General features: G+C 56.5%; 18 protein-coding genes. 5 read left to right on the top strand and 13 right to left on the bottom strand.

The features are described from left to right. Positions 1-83: 83 nt before the first annotated feature. Both OSB_RS04300 and OSB_RS04295 read right to left on the bottom strand, forming a co-directional pair. Positions 84-782: an HAD family hydrolase gene (locus tag OSB_RS04300; RefSeq protein ID WP_049833824.1), complete on the bottom strand. Its 699-nt coding sequence runs from the start codon at positions 780-782 to the stop codon at positions 84-86. Then, the gene (locus OSB_RS04295; protein ID WP_049833823.1) at positions 779-1,057 is read right to left on the bottom strand and encodes a DUF3572 domain-containing protein; all 279 of its coding nucleotides are present in this window, start codon (positions 1,055-1,057) and stop codon (positions 779-781) included. Before OSB_RS04295 ends, OSB_RS04300 begins: the two co-directional genes overlap by 4 nt. Positions 1,058-1,151: 94 nt before the next feature. Here OSB_RS04295 and OSB_RS04290 point away from each other — a divergent pair, with 94 nt between their 5' ends. Beyond that, on the top strand, positions 1,152-2,543 hold the full coding sequence (locus OSB_RS04290) for a diguanylate cyclase (protein WP_049833822.1): 1,392 nt from the start codon (positions 1,152-1,154) through the stop codon (positions 2,541-2,543). Here OSB_RS04290 and OSB_RS04285 read toward each other — a convergent pair. The 4 genes from OSB_RS04285 to OSB_RS04270 form a co-directional block, all read right to left on the bottom strand. Continuing rightward, on the bottom strand, positions 2,540-3,022 hold the full coding sequence (locus OSB_RS04285) for a periplasmic heavy metal sensor (RefSeq protein ID WP_049833821.1): 483 nt from the start codon (positions 3,020-3,022) through the stop codon (positions 2,540-2,542). The two genes, OSB_RS04290 and OSB_RS04285, sit on opposite strands and share 4 nt — an antisense overlap. A 2-nt stretch (positions 3,023-3,024) precedes the next feature. Next, complete coding sequence (locus OSB_RS04280) at positions 3,025-3,372, bottom strand: hypothetical protein (protein WP_234967345.1); 348 nt, start codon at positions 3,370-3,372, stop codon at positions 3,025-3,027. Then, on the bottom strand, positions 3,353-3,937 hold the full coding sequence (locus OSB_RS04275; protein ID WP_049833820.1) for a sigma-70 family RNA polymerase sigma factor: 585 nt from the start codon (positions 3,935-3,937) through the stop codon (positions 3,353-3,355). Before OSB_RS04275 ends, OSB_RS04280 begins: the two co-directional genes overlap by 20 nt. Positions 3,938-4,017: 80 nt before the next feature. Next, the gene (locus OSB_RS04270) at positions 4,018-4,548 is read right to left on the bottom strand and encodes an EF-hand domain-containing protein (protein ID WP_049833819.1); all 531 of its coding nucleotides are present in this window, start codon (positions 4,546-4,548) and stop codon (positions 4,018-4,020) included. Positions 4,549-4,737: 189 nt separating this feature from the next. Here OSB_RS04270 and OSB_RS04265 point away from each other — a divergent pair, with 189 nt between their 5' ends. Together OSB_RS04265 and OSB_RS04260 are read left to right on the top strand one after the other, a co-directional pair. Further along, a complete protein-coding gene (locus tag OSB_RS04265) occupies positions 4,738-5,139 on the top strand; it encodes a DUF983 domain-containing protein (protein WP_049833818.1) in 402 nt (133 codons plus the stop codon). Between the two features lie 23 nt (positions 5,140-5,162). Further along, positions 5,163-5,861, top strand: a complete 699-nt coding sequence (locus OSB_RS04260; RefSeq protein WP_049836040.1) for an NUDIX hydrolase — start codon at positions 5,163-5,165, stop codon at positions 5,859-5,861. Here OSB_RS04260 and OSB_RS04255 read toward each other — a convergent pair. From OSB_RS04255 to OSB_RS04245, 3 genes are read right to left on the bottom strand one after another with little or no spacing between them, the layout of a single operon-like run. Continuing rightward, positions 5,850-6,755 carry a DMT family transporter gene (locus tag OSB_RS04255; RefSeq protein WP_049833817.1) on the bottom strand — a complete coding sequence of 302 codons (906 nt, stop codon included), beginning with the start codon at positions 6,753-6,755 and terminating at the stop codon, positions 5,850-5,852. The two genes, OSB_RS04260 and OSB_RS04255, sit on opposite strands and share 12 nt — an antisense overlap. Before the next feature lie 18 nt (positions 6,756-6,773). Next, positions 6,774-7,679: a fatty acid desaturase gene (locus tag OSB_RS04250; protein ID WP_049833816.1), complete on the bottom strand. Its 906-nt coding sequence runs from the start codon at positions 7,677-7,679 to the stop codon at positions 6,774-6,776. Next, positions 7,672-7,875: a DUF2061 domain-containing protein gene (locus OSB_RS04245; RefSeq protein ID WP_049833815.1), complete on the bottom strand. Its 204-nt coding sequence runs from the start codon at positions 7,873-7,875 to the stop codon at positions 7,672-7,674. The genes OSB_RS04250 and OSB_RS04245 overlap by 8 nt, the downstream gene beginning before the upstream one ends. Positions 7,876-7,977: 102 nt before the next feature. On the opposite strand from OSB_RS04245, the gene OSB_RS04240 reads away from it, so the two are divergent. Next, positions 7,978-8,838 carry a helix-turn-helix domain-containing protein gene (locus OSB_RS04240; protein WP_049833814.1) on the top strand — a complete coding sequence of 287 codons (861 nt, stop codon included), beginning with the start codon at positions 7,978-7,980 and terminating at the stop codon, positions 8,836-8,838. A 33-nt stretch (positions 8,839-8,871) separates the two neighbouring features. Here OSB_RS04240 and OSB_RS04235 read toward each other — a convergent pair whose 3' ends face one another. Together OSB_RS04235 and OSB_RS04230 are read right to left on the bottom strand one after the other, a co-directional pair. Further along, positions 8,872-9,579 (bottom strand): SDR family oxidoreductase, encoded by a 708-nt coding sequence (locus OSB_RS04235; protein WP_049836039.1) that lies wholly within the window; start codon positions 9,577-9,579, stop codon positions 8,872-8,874. Positions 9,580-9,623: 44 nt separating this feature from the next. Continuing rightward, positions 9,624-11,093: a carnitine 3-dehydrogenase gene (locus OSB_RS04230; RefSeq protein ID WP_049833813.1), complete on the bottom strand. Its 1,470-nt coding sequence runs from the start codon at positions 11,091-11,093 to the stop codon at positions 9,624-9,626. 85 nt (positions 11,094-11,178) lie between these two features. Here OSB_RS04230 and OSB_RS04225 point away from each other — a divergent pair, with 85 nt between their 5' ends. Beyond that, positions 11,179-11,652 carry a DUF1203 domain-containing protein gene (locus tag OSB_RS04225; protein WP_049833812.1) on the top strand — a complete coding sequence of 158 codons (474 nt, stop codon included), beginning with the start codon at positions 11,179-11,181 and terminating at the stop codon, positions 11,650-11,652. Here the strand turns inward: OSB_RS04225 and OSB_RS04220 are convergent. Together OSB_RS04220 and OSB_RS04215 are read right to left on the bottom strand one after the other, a co-directional pair. Further along, a complete protein-coding gene (locus OSB_RS04220; protein ID WP_049833811.1) occupies positions 11,649-11,981 on the bottom strand; it encodes a hypothetical protein in 333 nt (110 codons plus the stop codon). The two genes, OSB_RS04225 and OSB_RS04220, sit on opposite strands and share 4 nt — an antisense overlap. Continuing rightward, entirely contained in the window at positions 11,978-12,523 is a 546-nt protein-coding gene (locus OSB_RS04215) for a lipocalin/fatty-acid binding family protein (RefSeq protein WP_049833810.1), read from the bottom strand. The genes OSB_RS04220 and OSB_RS04215 overlap by 4 nt, the downstream gene beginning before the upstream one ends. Positions 12,524-12,572 lie beyond the last annotated feature (49 nt).

Below are 12,572 nucleotides of genomic sequence, written 5' to 3'. Positions count from 1 at the left end.
GGTCCTCTTCAGACTGACACGCTACCTCCCCTTCGTTTTGCCTTTTGCGACACATCTTGTCGCGAACCAAACTTTGCCGCGTGCTAGATTCCCAGCCACTCTGGCAGCTCAGCAATTGAATTCAGGACAACGTCGGCATGCGGCGCGAGCTCTTCACGCCCTGCTACACCTGTCAAAACCGCAACAGTCGCCATGCCCGCCGCGCGCCCCGCGTGTAGATCATGGGTGCTGTCGCCGACCATTGCGCAGGTGTGCGCCGCAAGACCCGTCGCCTCACAAAACCCATGCAGTTGCCCTGCTGCGGGCTTTCCGCCAAATCCGGAATCAGACCCTACTATGAAGTCGAATAGCGCTTCGGTTTGTGCCGCTGCCAAATGCGCACGGGCGGGCGCTTCGCCATCATTCGTGGCTACCCCCAATTTTAATCCCGCGTCTTTAAGCGACGTCAAAAACGGCACCAGCGCCGTTGTTTCAACCTGCGGCGCAAGAATTGCTGCCGCGTTAAAGCGATCGACCAGCGCATCAACTGAAGTTTCTGGAACAAAAGGCAATGCCGCTTGTGCGATCTCACTAACAGTACTCGCGATCACAAGGCTTCCCGGGCGAAACAGTCCAGCATCAAGATCGTACCCAAGCGCATCCGCAAGTTCCACAAGACGCGACGGTTCGGCCTTGGTTTCTGCCACGAACACGTCCCGCGCCCATGCGCCCCAAGTTGCGTTGAAATCAAACAGGGTCCCGTCTTTGTCGAAAACTACGCCTTTGATCTGCTGCACGGTCATGTCCAATGTACCACCTGCGCGCCTGGTAAAGCATAACGCGCCATTAGTGGTTCTTCATACTTTAGGGCGTTCACATCACAAAATGCGACCACCCAAGCGTCATCCATGGTTAGGAATTCCAACACCGAACCCAGGAAAGCGGGGTTTTCCGCCTGTGCACGAATATCCTCTGCCGCGGCACCGGATGAGCCAAGAAATAAAGGCAAAAGCTCATCATTTCCGGCCAGCCACGCAAGGGCTGAAATGGCAATATGTTCTGCGCGTTCAGGAGTCATTCAGGATATTTACCAATACAGAAAGAGTTTCTTAACCATTCAAGGCCAAATCTATTTGCGAGGAGACTGGGGTAAAGCTCTGAAGGAAACAAGAATGGCTGGTGAAATTCTTATCATAGACGCCGTCGCGACAAACCGGATTGTTCTGAAGGTCAAACTTCTGAGCGCGCAATATCGCGTGCGGCTTTGCGAAACGCTCGCTGAAGCGAAGGCCGAAATCGACGCGTCCCTACCGGATCTCATTCTGCTGGACACAGCTATTGGTGCAAAGTCGGTTCATGCATTTTGCGCTGCACTTAAGGCCGATGAGCACGCAAGCCTTATTCCCATCATCGCAACAGGCGGGTTCGCAACTCCGCATGACCGCGTCGCAGCACTCGAAGCAGGCGCAGACGACGTGCTATCGAAACCCTTTGATGACCACATTATGCAAGCCCGTATCAGAAGCTTGTTGCGCGGCCGTGATGCCCGCCAAGAACTTCGCATGCGTGAAGGGACCCGCACGGCCCTTGGTTTCGCCGAAGCGTACAGTGAATTTACAGCGCCGACACAGATGATCGTCGCCTCACACGGTGACACGTTAGCGCCGGATCTTGGATACTTGGCAAAGACCTTAGAAAACGTGCAAATCACTGCATCTGCAACCGAAAGCATCACGCGCGGGACGCTCCGGCAATATCCCGTCGACCTTTTTCTGCTCGATTTCCGCGCCGGACTTTCCGATGACAAGGTCCTCTATCGCATCTTATCCGAGCTTCGAAGCCGATCTGCTACGCGGCACGCTGGGATTATGGCATTACTGCCCGCCGATGCGCGTCACGCCGCAGCTATGGCATTGGACCTTGGGGCCAGTGATATCGTTTATTCTACCGTCGATGCCGATGAAATCCGGCATCGTTGCGCTGTTTTGATCCAAGCGAAACACGAAGCTGACGCCCTACGCCGCACCGTTGAATCCGGCCTAGAAGCCGCCATTACGGACCCGCTGACAGGGTTGTTCAATCGCCGCTATGCTATGCCGCATTTGTCGCGACTGTCCGCCGAAAGCCGCAAGAATGGGCGCCAGTTTGCGATCATGGCGCTCGACCTCGACCACTTTAAGTCGGTGAATGACACCTATGGCCACTCAGCAGGGGATGAAATTTTGCGTCAAACGGCGCAGCGTTTGCAGGGAAACCTACGCGCCGTTGACCTGCTTGCGCGGATCGGCGGTGAAGAGTTTCTTGTCGCGATCCCAAACAGTGATGTCATCCATGCCAAGAAAGCCGCAGAACGCCTGTGCCAACTGATCGGTGGAACACCGTTTTTCGTTGGCCCCGACCGCCAAGAGGTGCGCGTGACAATGTCAGTTGGCGTTTACCTTAGCGACGGGAACGACACCGGTGAGGTTGTCGAAAACCACGGGGAATTGGTAAATGCAGCAGATGTCGCACTTTATGCTGCCAAGAACGGCGGCCGTAACAAGGTCAGCTTGTCCGCCGCTTAATTGCTTTGCCTGCGTGGGGCCGGCGCACGACGTGCTTGGTCTTCCAAACGGTCTGCGAATGCCGCACGTTCTTCGGAGTCCATTTCTTCAATCTGCGCTGTGACCGCATCTAGAACGGCATTTTGCCCCGATTGTAGCCGTGCACGTTGACGCGACAACGCGTCGCGAAACGCAACCTCGTCGAACTCGTCCGCCCGCAGGGTCGCGAGTAAAACCTGCATATCTTGGCGGATTTCCGAACGATCGCGACGCTCAAACGCACCACTTTCACGCAGGGCTGTGCGTACGGCATCGCGGCGCTCACCCTCCATCGCACGGGTTAATGGGCCTGCAGTCAAGTCAACGCGTTGCGGACCGCCAGGCCCGTTACCCGTGAATACAGTGCCGGCAACAACGCCCAACACAAGCAAGTTCAAAGCCAACGATCCGATCAAAAGCCCGCGTTGCAGGCGACCAGATTTCTTTTGCTTTTCGGCCATCTTTAGCCCTCCAACCCAGCGAACATATCGCTTTCTAACAAAGGAACTTCAATCGTTGTTCCCCAAATACCAGCCGACAGGTCCGTCAGCGCCGCGGGTGGCGCGACGCCAATCCACAGACCGGCAACCGTTGCTGTGGCCAAGCCGCCAAACGCGGTCCAACCACCGATTGCATCAAGGATCATCGCACCCAACTTTTGCTTGGGACGCTTGGCTTCGGGGGCAACAGCTGACACAGAATCCGCATCCATCATGATCCGGTTCAACAGCGCCTCAGACGGCTTCATGTCAGGCGTTCGTGCCTGCGCGAAAGCGGCCTCTAGCATTTCATCATCTGTTGTCATCGTCATACCCCAATTCTTCTTTGCGCCCTGATAGTTTCGCGATCAAGGCACGTTTGCCCCGCGCAATCAGACTTTCAACGGCGCGCACGTTGGTGTCCATAATGGTGGCAATCTCAGGATTGCCGAGTTCTTCTAGGTGGCGCAAGGCAACGGCCTGCGCTTGCCGTTCCGGCAGGTCCGCCAATGCGTCATGCAGCGCCGTTGAACGGGCTGTGTCCTGCATGTTGTCTGCGGCCGATTTCGCATCATCTGCGGGTTCTTCGATAGCATCTAACGCGACACCCCGACCCGATTTTCGCAACCGATCTGTACAAAGGTTAGCGACAACGCGATACAGCCAAGTGGTGACTAGCGCGCGATCCGCGTCCCATTCCGGTGCGATCTTCCAAAGCCGCATCATCGCATCTTGCGTGACGTCTTCGGCTTCTGCCCGGTTCCCGAGCATACGATACGCCTGCCCCATCAAACGCGGCGTTAACCGCTGCGTGAGTGTCAGAGCAGCGTTACGGTCACCGCCTGCAAAGGCCGCAAGCAAATCCGCATCGCTTTGAACTGGAGCCATCTTGGTCATCAGTTAATCAGCTACCCACATCATCCGTTTCCCGCAAGGGAGTGCAGCGCGAGGGACGTCCCCCCGCGCCACGTTTTTAGTTAATTGTCGCCGCGACGGCCGTTTTGGCCACGATCACCGCGTTCGCCACGGTTTTCCATGCGGGTTTGCGCTTCAGCAAACTCTTCCGCGCTCAGGGAACCATTATCGTCTGCGTCAAAGCGATCGAACATACGTTCTGCGCCGCGGTTGCCGCGACCTTCAGCACGCTCTCCAGCCTGCGCTGTCAGCTCTTCAGCTTGCAACAGACCATCGCCGTTGGTGTCAGCCTTTTCGATCCGATCAGCGATACGATCGGCCATACGCTCTTGGCGTTCGCCTTCAACGCGGGCAACCATTTCTTCAGCGGACAATGCGCCGTCACCGTCAGTATCGGCTTCAGCGAAACGTGCAGCGGCTTGCGCTTGCATTGCGCCTTGGATTTCTGTCGCAGTGACTTCGCCGTCACTGTTCAGGTCGAGTTCTTCGAATGCTGGCATTTGCATACGCGGGCCGTTTGCTTCACGTGCTTGGGCGGATGCCGCCAATGTGATGCCTGCTGCGATTGCTGCCACAAGGAAAGTCGTTTTCATTTTCTAGTCCTTTTCAGGTTTTGTTATGACGCCCTCTCTGGGGCGTCGATGCAAGTAAAACGGGCAGCGCGCACAATTCCGTCGCAAATTGTGAAAAAAAGATTCAGACTAGAATGTGCCGCGACACTTTCGCCCATATGAATCTGGGGTTTGGGGCTGCACAGTTGCCCCAACAAAGTTGAGGAATCTATGCCCGATCAACCTACAAGCACGGCCAACGCCATCGTCGAACGCGAAACCAAGCCAGCAATCTGGAAAGGTCTGCGCCGTCGTTGTCCAAACTGTGGTGAAGGCGCGTTGTTTCAGGGCTACCTGAAGGTTGCAGACAGTTGCCCTGTTTGCCACGAAGAATTCCACCACCATCGCGCAGATGACGGCCCCGCCTATCTTACGATCTTGATCGTGGGACATATACTCGCGCTATTGATGCACTTTATCTGGTCCCAGTTTCGCCCTGACCCGCTGATCTTTGCGACGGTGTTGACGATTGTATGCGTCGGGCTTTCGCTCTACCTATTGCCAAGGCTGAAAGGCATGATCGTCGCCATCCAATGGGCGCGACGCATGCATGGCTTTGGGGGCAAATCCTAACCCCTTTTGTTTGGGGTATCGGAATGACTGACACGATCGACAAAACCGCAATTCGTGACGCCGCCACGATCATCGTGGTGCGCAACCGCTTGACCAAGCCCAGTATTTTGATGGGGCAGCGCGGCGCGTCTGCTGCGTTTATGCCGAACAAATACGTCTTTCCTGGTGGCGCGGTTGATGCGGGCGATGAAGGCATTGCCCTAGGTGCGGGGCTTTCAGACCTCGACACAGCGCGGTTAGCGCAGGAAAGCACCCGCCCCGCAGCAACACTGGCAACAGCGGCCATTCGTGAGTTGTGGGAAGAAACGGGCCAAATTCTTGGGACACCCGCTGTTTGGGACAACGCACCAACCGATTGGCGCGGCTTTGCCGAGCGTGGCCACCGCCCCAATGCATCGGCTTTGACGTTCATGTTTCGCGCGGTCACACCGCAGGGCCGCCCACGCCGCTTTGATGCACGCTTCTTTACAGTGGATGCGGACCATCTGGTCACCGACCCTGATGATTTCCGCGATGCCGAGGACGAGCTAAGCCACCTACATTGGGTCCCCCTGCAAGACGCGCGTTCCCTCGACCTGCCCTTTATCACAGAAGTCGTCTTGGCCGAGCTTGCCGCGAACATTCGCACTGACGGACCGCCACCGTCTGTGCCGTTTTTCCGCAATGACGATGAAGCCCATTTGGTGACACGTCTCGGCGGACGAAGTCCGCTAGATCACTAGGATCAGCACGACCACCGACAACATCAACAACCCGCCGCCCTGCAACTCGCGCCGGCTGATTTTCTCGTGGAAGATGAACACTGAGAACGCCAAGGAAAATAGCAGTTCGATCTGCCCCAACGCGGCGACATAGGCCACGGTTTGCAATGTAAACGCCACGAACCAACAGGTTGATCCGATCATGCTGGTCACCCCGACCAATCCCGCAACCCGCCACGCCGCAAACACACGGGTGATTTCGCCGCGTTCCCGCCAGCGAAGCCAAATCCCCATCGCGATTGTTTGTGCCGTCGTCACACAGGCCAGCGTTACAGTGGCCCGCAAAAAGACATCACCCGTCTCCAACGACAAAGACGCGCCGCGGTACCCAACACCTGACATCGCGAACAAAACGCCCGACAACAGCCCAAGCCCCGCCGCGCGGTTCATAATGCGTTTGCGCCACGGTAAATCGGAAATGCCCGATGGATCCGACAGCAGCAGAACGCCCGCCAGCCCAATCAGGATCGCTCCGAGGCCAATGAAGGAAACCCCCTCACCCAGCACCACGAACCCCACAAGAACGGACATCAAGACTTCGGTTTTCTTAAACGTGATACCCACCGCAAAGTTGCGATGCGCAAACAGCGCCACCACACACATGGTTGCCAGTATCTGCGTCGCCCCGCCAGTCAGCGCGTAAAACCAGAATACCGTTGGGATTTCGGGTAAGGCCTGCTCGGTCAGGTTTGCATAGAAAAGCACGCCCAACACCACCAACGGCGAAGAATAGATGAAACGCGCAAATGTCGCGCCGCCCGTGCTCAACCGCGTGGCTTTCAGCTGCTTTTGCAATCCAAAGCGCGCGGTTTGGGCAAGTGCTGCGAGAATAGTGACTGGGATCCATGCGGTCATACCCAGTTACATGACGCCTCAGCCGCGCGGACGCCAGAGCGGATGCGCCACTGTATCTTTTGCCCGCCAAAAGTGACGCCGGAACACGTCACGGTAGGACGTGAACACATAGCCCTCGTTGCGCCGCAGATAGTGGGCTTTATTCTGCGCATAAAGCGACGGCAAATCATACCATGCCACGTTCGGGTGCATGTGGTGAACGACGTGCAAGTTGTTGTTCAAGAACAACAAAGCCAACGCCCCATTATCTTCAACAATGACGGTTCGGGCACGTGCAAGCTCATGTGCGCGGTGTTCAAGAAAGGTTCTTATCCGCAAGATCGAATGCCCTAAATAGGCCCCCGCAAAGTAAGCCCAGAACGGCAACGGCGCGATCCAAACCAACGCGACAATCACGCCCAAAGCTGGAATATGCGCGAGCCAGCCAAACAAAACGGCTCGGTCCCCCGCTTTGCATGCGCGAAAATCGCTCATCATCCACATCACTTGCCCAAGCAGCGGCCCAATCAGCATTCGCCCTGCCAACGTGTTGTTAATTCGCAATACGGTTTTCATTGGCGCGAGCAGGCGTTGCCAGACAACAGGATCAAGATAGTTGGTTTCAGGATCATCATACGGGTCTGTCAGCATCTCATCACGGTGATGCGCCAAATGCGTCGCTCGAAAACGCGCATAGGGAACAGTCAGCGTCAGTGCGGGAAAAACCATCGCCGCATTCGCCAACCTGCTTTGAAACGGATGCCCATGCACAACCTCATGGGTCAGCGACGCATGCAACGCAATGGTCGGCCCCAACACTAGGATCGCAATCCAAACCGGTAAAACCCACAGCGCACCGAAAAACATTCCATAGCAAACAATAGCCAAGCCAACGGTCGGCCACTCAACCGCACTCTTGGCAGAGGTCCGAACGCAATCAGACACGCCGGCCCCAAGCCACGCGGTTCCAAATCCGTTCGTAGATGACATACATCGACAGCCCGAGTGCCGCGTTCACCAGTGCCATTGCACCGCCAACGGCCAAGGATCCTGTCGCGATCAACCCAACCACTGCCATCGAAACCAAACCGATCAAATTCCAGATCAATGCTTTGGTTATTGTGCGTTTTGGGCTGTCCATGCTGTCTCCGATAAATGGTCCCCCACAGTTAAAGCGCGCTCAGCTGATTGGGCATTCTGGAAATGGTTAGCAAAACTCACATATGGTGATATATTTCACCTCATGCCGCATAATATTGACAAACGAGATCGCGCCCAATTGCTTCGCACCCGCTTGGCTGAATCCATGGAAACCCAAAACGCTACGCAATCCGGCCTCGCGCGTGCCATCGGCGTTGATCGCTCAACGATCTCCCAGCTCCTTAGCGGAAGCGGCGCACGCCTGCCCAATGCGCATGTCGTTGCGGGGTGCGCCTCCGCCCTTGGGGTCTCGGCCGATTGGTTGCTTGGGTTAACTGAGCGTCCCGAACTTGTCGCCGAACTCATCGCGGCCTCCGTTGAGGTCACCAAAGCCCCCCGCGCCCTTGTGGATGAGCAAATCTTCGCATGGCACCAAGAGGCGGCGGGCTATAAAATCCGCCATGTTCCAGCTGGCCTGCCCGACATGCTGAAACTGCCTGATCTTTTGCGTTGGGAATACGGCCCGCATTTGGGGCGCTCAACGGAACAGGCCATCGGCGCATCAGAAGACCGCCTTCGCTGGATGCGTGAGGCCAAATCCGACTTTGAGATGGCCCTGCCGCTTGATGAACTCTCCAGCTTCGCCGCTGGTACTGGCTATTACGAGGGCGTCCCAGCAAGCCTACGCGCAGCCCAACTAAACCACATCGCGCAATTGCAATCGGACCTTTATCCAACGCTAAGACTTCACCTTTTTGACGCCCGCCGCCTGTTTTCGGCTCCGATCACTCTCTTCGGCCCACTCCTTGCGGTGCTCTATTTGGGGCAAAACTATCTCGCCTTTCGCGACACCGAACGCGTGCAAATGGTGACCCGCCACTTTGATACGCTCGTGCGCGAAGCCACAATCACGCCACCCGACGTTGTGCCCCATATCCAAACATTAAAATCAAAGTACCTTTAGTGCTTCTTTGGCTTAAAAATACTCAATTCAATATCACGGTTTGGGATCGGGGTTCTCGGTGTGCCCGTCCACTGAAATCACCTGCCCCGACACCCGCTGCGCCCCATTAGACGCCAGAAAAACCGCCATATTTGCGATGTCTTCAGCCGTCACAAAGGTGCGCAATGACGTGCCTGACGCGTAACCTTCATAAACCGCATCCCGCGTCATGCCCTTGGCCGCCGCTTCGCGCTCCAACACACCTTCCATGCGTGGCCCTTCCACAGCCCCAGGGCAAATGGCGTTGGCGCGAATGCCGAACGGCCCCAATTCCATCGCGAGCGTTTTCATCAACCCGATGACACCCCACTTTGCCGCAGAATAAGGTGCACGGTTCGGATATCCGAAGACGCCAGCCGTGGATGAGGTCAGCACAATCGCACCCTGACCCGCCGCTTTCATCATCGGTGCTGCGTATTTCGCACATAAAAACGCGCCACCTAACGTAACATCAACGCAGGTCTTCCAATCGTCCCACGCCACGTCCTCAACATGCGCAGTTGGACCGGCGACACCAGCATTGGCGCAAACGACGTCCAATCCTCCGGCCACTGAAATCTCATCGAACAACGCACGCATTTGCCCGTCGTCGGATGAATCAACCCGCCGCGCAGTCCACGCATCAGGACAACGCGCCAAAGCGGCGTCATCAACGTCTGTTACCCAAACCTCATATCCAGCCTGCGCAAAGGCCTCGCCCATCGCGAACCCGATGCCCGACGCCCCTGCTGTGACCAGTGCGCGTTTCACCGCACACCTACCGCGGCACCTGCTCCCTCTGGACGCGGCAAGTCTGCATGCGCTGTCGCCAAACGCGCCAATGGGTCTGCAACGCTTGGCGCAGGATCGCTGGCTTTGCGTGTCTCAAGGCTCACATGGATCAACATATGTTCACCCGTGGCCAACAACCGATCGCCTTCATACATCGCGTGAAACAGGTGCATCTTTTTGCCAGCCCCCGCCAAGACCTGCGTCTCAACCCTAATTTTTGCGCCCGCATGCACTTCATCGATGTGGCGGATATGGGTTTCTGCGGTGAAATAGCTGCCGCCTTCGGCAATATAGTCTGGTGTGCAGCCGACGATCAGCATCAAGCGGTCCGTCGCATCGCCAAAGGCCTGCAGATAGCGCGCTTCGTTCATGTGGCCGTTGTAATCGGTCCAATCGATCGGCACCGCGCGTTCCACGGTTTTGACGGGTTTGCTCAGGTCAGAAACATCCGCCAACCGCTCAGCAATCCCACCCGTCTGGTTCATCACCTTGTCATGGGTATTCAACAACGCACCCGCGCCCCAATCACGCGCCTTTAGTGTGCGCATCATACCGACAAGGTTTGCGTCGCGGTGACGTTCAAGCTCGCGGATCGTGTACATACCCGACTGCGCATCAGATTGGTCCGCGATTTGATCGATCAGCTCATCTGTCAGTTCCGGCACGTCCATCAGTTTGGTCCATGGCCAAGACAGACACGGGCCGAACTGTTCGATGAAATGGCGCATGCCCGCCTCACCGCCCGCAATGCGGTAGGTTTCAAACAGACCCATTTGCGCCCAGCGCATCCCGAACCCCATGCGAATGGCTTCGTCGATTTCTTCGGTTGTCGCGATGCCGTCTTTAATCAGCCAAAGCGCCTCGCGCCAAACCGCCTCAAGGAAACGGTCCGCGATATGGGCATCAATTTCTTTGCGGACCTCGAGCGGAAACATCCCAATTTCTGTCAGAACTGTTTTGGCCCAAGCGACAGCACGTGGATCATGGTTGTCCCCGGGAACCAGTTCGATCAGTGGTAACAGGTAAACAGGGTTGAACGGATGCGTCACAAGGATTTGCGTCGGATCCTTAGCGCCCTCTTGCAGCTCAGACGGCTTAAAGCCGGATGTGGACGACCCGATCACCGCTTCAGGATCAAGGTGGGCTTGAATTTCGGCGAACACTTTGTGCTTCAGCTCTAGACGTTCTGGAACGCTCTCTTGCACCCATTTCGCGCCTTTGACGGTTTCAGCCAGCGTATCGCAATACGTCAGCGTTCCTTCATCAGGCATCGCCATGTCATAAAGGCCTGGCAAAGATGCACGCGCATTGTCCAGCACCTCACCGATCTTACGCTTGGCCTCGGGATCAGGGTCAAATACCCGCACGTTCCAACCATTCAACAAGAACCGTGCAGCCCAGCCGCCACCGATCACGCCACCGCCAACAATCGCTGCAGTCTTCATATTTTGCCCCTTCGCATTTGCGCAAAAAACGGGTCGCTCGCCCGTCTGTTTCCGGTTCATACCATCCAACATCAGGAGGCACAGCATGAGACTTACATTTTCAGGACTACCCACGACGACAACACGCGACATCAAAGCCAGCGGTAGCGACACCTATGATTTACCGATTGAAACGCACACCTCTGACGGGTCAGCGTCCCCATGTCGCCATTGCTTTGGTGCGACCCCCAAGGGTGAACCCTATCTAATCCTAGCGCACCGTCCATTTGAGACCGTGAACGCCTACACGGAAACGGGGCCAATCTTTCTATGTGCCGCTGATTGCCCAGCCTATGACGCAGGCGCAGTCCTACCAGACGCATTGAACAGCCCTACCTATCTGGTACGCGGTTACTCAGCGGATGAGCGCATTAAATACGGGACGGGTTCCGTCGTTAACCGAGACAGCATTTTGGAACGCGCAGGTGAAATCCTAACAAACGACGCAATCGCGTTTGTCGATGTGAGGTCCGCAATGAATAACTGTTGGCAGGGTCGAATTACGCGGGCGGTTGATTAACCCTCAACCGCTTCGGCGACTTGTTCAACGGCCTGCGGAACGGGGCTGCCCGGGTGGTCAAATTCATTGGCTGGCACAGGCTCACGACGAACGCGCGGGTCGCAGGCAATCATTGGGCTGCCTGCATCACGGATGATAATACCGCCCCGCGAGCGGCATTCTTCAAAACTCATTGTTGATCCAAGGACAAGGTATTCGCGGAAACCACCGCCACCACCAGATGATGCAGCAGCAGTCGGTGAAGCAACACCAGCCACGCCGGGCAACGCGATTTCATCGCAGCCAACAAGCGCCATCATCAAACCAAAACCAACAATTACACGTTTCATCTGTCCACCTCTTCGAGTCGTGACACATTATAGCCAAACCAATCCATAATGTCCCGTGCTGCCGTGATCCTATCGCCGCCTCCGGTGATGTTTTTATCCATGATCCAGCCAAACTCCCCCGAAGGGGTGCCAATCGCCGCTGTGCGGCTGTCAAATTCCATCCACATCACCCAAAGCTCCCCATTAGGCAAGGCAGCCTGCGGGCCTTGGGCAGTCCAGCGCCCCGGTCCTGATTTTTCCAACAAAATAAGGATTTCTTCTTCGAAACACACATCATCTATGCACTCCCCGCCCAACACGGACAGCTGCAATGCCTCATTCGGGAGCGCTTGTAACGACATGCCGGAACGCGGGGTGCGCGGGGCGGCAAACCTTTGCCGAATAGCCCAATCTCCGGCCATCCGTGCGGCGGTCACATCCGTTTGGGACGCAATCTGCGCCGATGTATCGCGGAAAACCTCAGCAGGTGGAGGGGGTGCAGGCGGTTCCTCTGTGCAGCCCAACAAAAGGGCTGGAATCAAAGCCAACACAACCCGCTTCATACGTACTCCTCACCGTCCCATCGCGCAAAACGCGCCGTCGGGCCCCATC

This window comes from Octadecabacter temperatus (genome assembly GCF_001187845.1).
Classification (GTDB): domain Bacteria; phylum Pseudomonadota; class Alphaproteobacteria; order Rhodobacterales; family Rhodobacteraceae; genus Octadecabacter; species Octadecabacter temperatus.
The sequence above is the reverse complement of the archived record's forward strand: the minus strand, read 5'-3'. Positions and strand labels throughout refer to the sequence as shown.

What these genes read in the sequence shown, in the direction of transcription:
- OSB_RS04300 (WP_049833824.1), bottom strand. Translation starts at nt 782, where the DNA reads ATGACCGTGCAGCAGATCAAAGGCGTAGTTTTCGACAAAGACGGGACC.
- OSB_RS04295 (WP_049833823.1), bottom strand. Translation starts at nt 1,057, where the DNA reads ATGACTCCTGAACGCGCAGAACATATTGCCATTTCAGCCCTTGCGTGG.
- OSB_RS04290 (WP_049833822.1), top strand. Translation starts at nt 1,152, where the DNA reads ATGGCTGGTGAAATTCTTATCATAGACGCCGTCGCGACAAACCGGATT.
- OSB_RS04285 (WP_049833821.1), bottom strand. Translation starts at nt 3,022, where the DNA reads ATGGCCGAAAAGCAAAAGAAATCTGGTCGCCTGCAACGCGGGCTTTTG.
- OSB_RS04280 (WP_234967345.1), bottom strand. Translation starts at nt 3,372, where the DNA reads ATGACGATGACAACAGATGATGAAATGCTAGAGGCCGCTTTCGCGCAG.
- OSB_RS04275 (WP_049833820.1), bottom strand. Translation starts at nt 3,937, where the DNA reads ATGACCAAGATGGCTCCAGTTCAAAGCGATGCGGATTTGCTTGCGGCC.
- OSB_RS04270 (WP_049833819.1), bottom strand. Translation starts at nt 4,548, where the DNA reads ATGAAAACGACTTTCCTTGTGGCAGCAATCGCAGCAGGCATCACATTG.
- OSB_RS04265 (WP_049833818.1), top strand. Translation starts at nt 4,738, where the DNA reads ATGCCCGATCAACCTACAAGCACGGCCAACGCCATCGTCGAACGCGAA.
- OSB_RS04260 (WP_049836040.1), top strand. Translation starts at nt 5,163, where the DNA reads ATGACTGACACGATCGACAAAACCGCAATTCGTGACGCCGCCACGATC.
- OSB_RS04255 (WP_049833817.1), bottom strand. Translation starts at nt 6,755, where the DNA reads ATGACCGCATGGATCCCAGTCACTATTCTCGCAGCACTTGCCCAAACC.
- OSB_RS04245 (WP_049833815.1), bottom strand. Translation starts at nt 7,875, where the DNA reads ATGGACAGCCCAAAACGCACAATAACCAAAGCATTGATCTGGAATTTG.
- OSB_RS04240 (WP_049833814.1), top strand. Translation starts at nt 7,978, where the DNA reads ATGCCGCATAATATTGACAAACGAGATCGCGCCCAATTGCTTCGCACC.
- OSB_RS04235 (WP_049836039.1), bottom strand. Translation starts at nt 9,579, where the DNA reads ATGGGCGAGGCCTTTGCGCAGGCTGGATATGAGGTTTGGGTAACAGAC.
- OSB_RS04230 (WP_049833813.1), bottom strand. Translation starts at nt 11,093, where the DNA reads ATGAAGACTGCAGCGATTGTTGGCGGTGGCGTGATCGGTGGCGGCTGG.
- OSB_RS04225 (WP_049833812.1), top strand. Translation starts at nt 11,179, where the DNA reads ATGAGACTTACATTTTCAGGACTACCCACGACGACAACACGCGACATC.
- OSB_RS04220 (WP_049833811.1), bottom strand. Translation starts at nt 11,981, where the DNA reads ATGAAACGTGTAATTGTTGGTTTTGGTTTGATGATGGCGCTTGTTGGC.
- OSB_RS04215 (WP_049833810.1), bottom strand. Translation starts at nt 12,523, where the DNA reads ATGAAGCGGGTTGTGTTGGCTTTGATTCCAGCCCTTTTGTTGGGCTGC.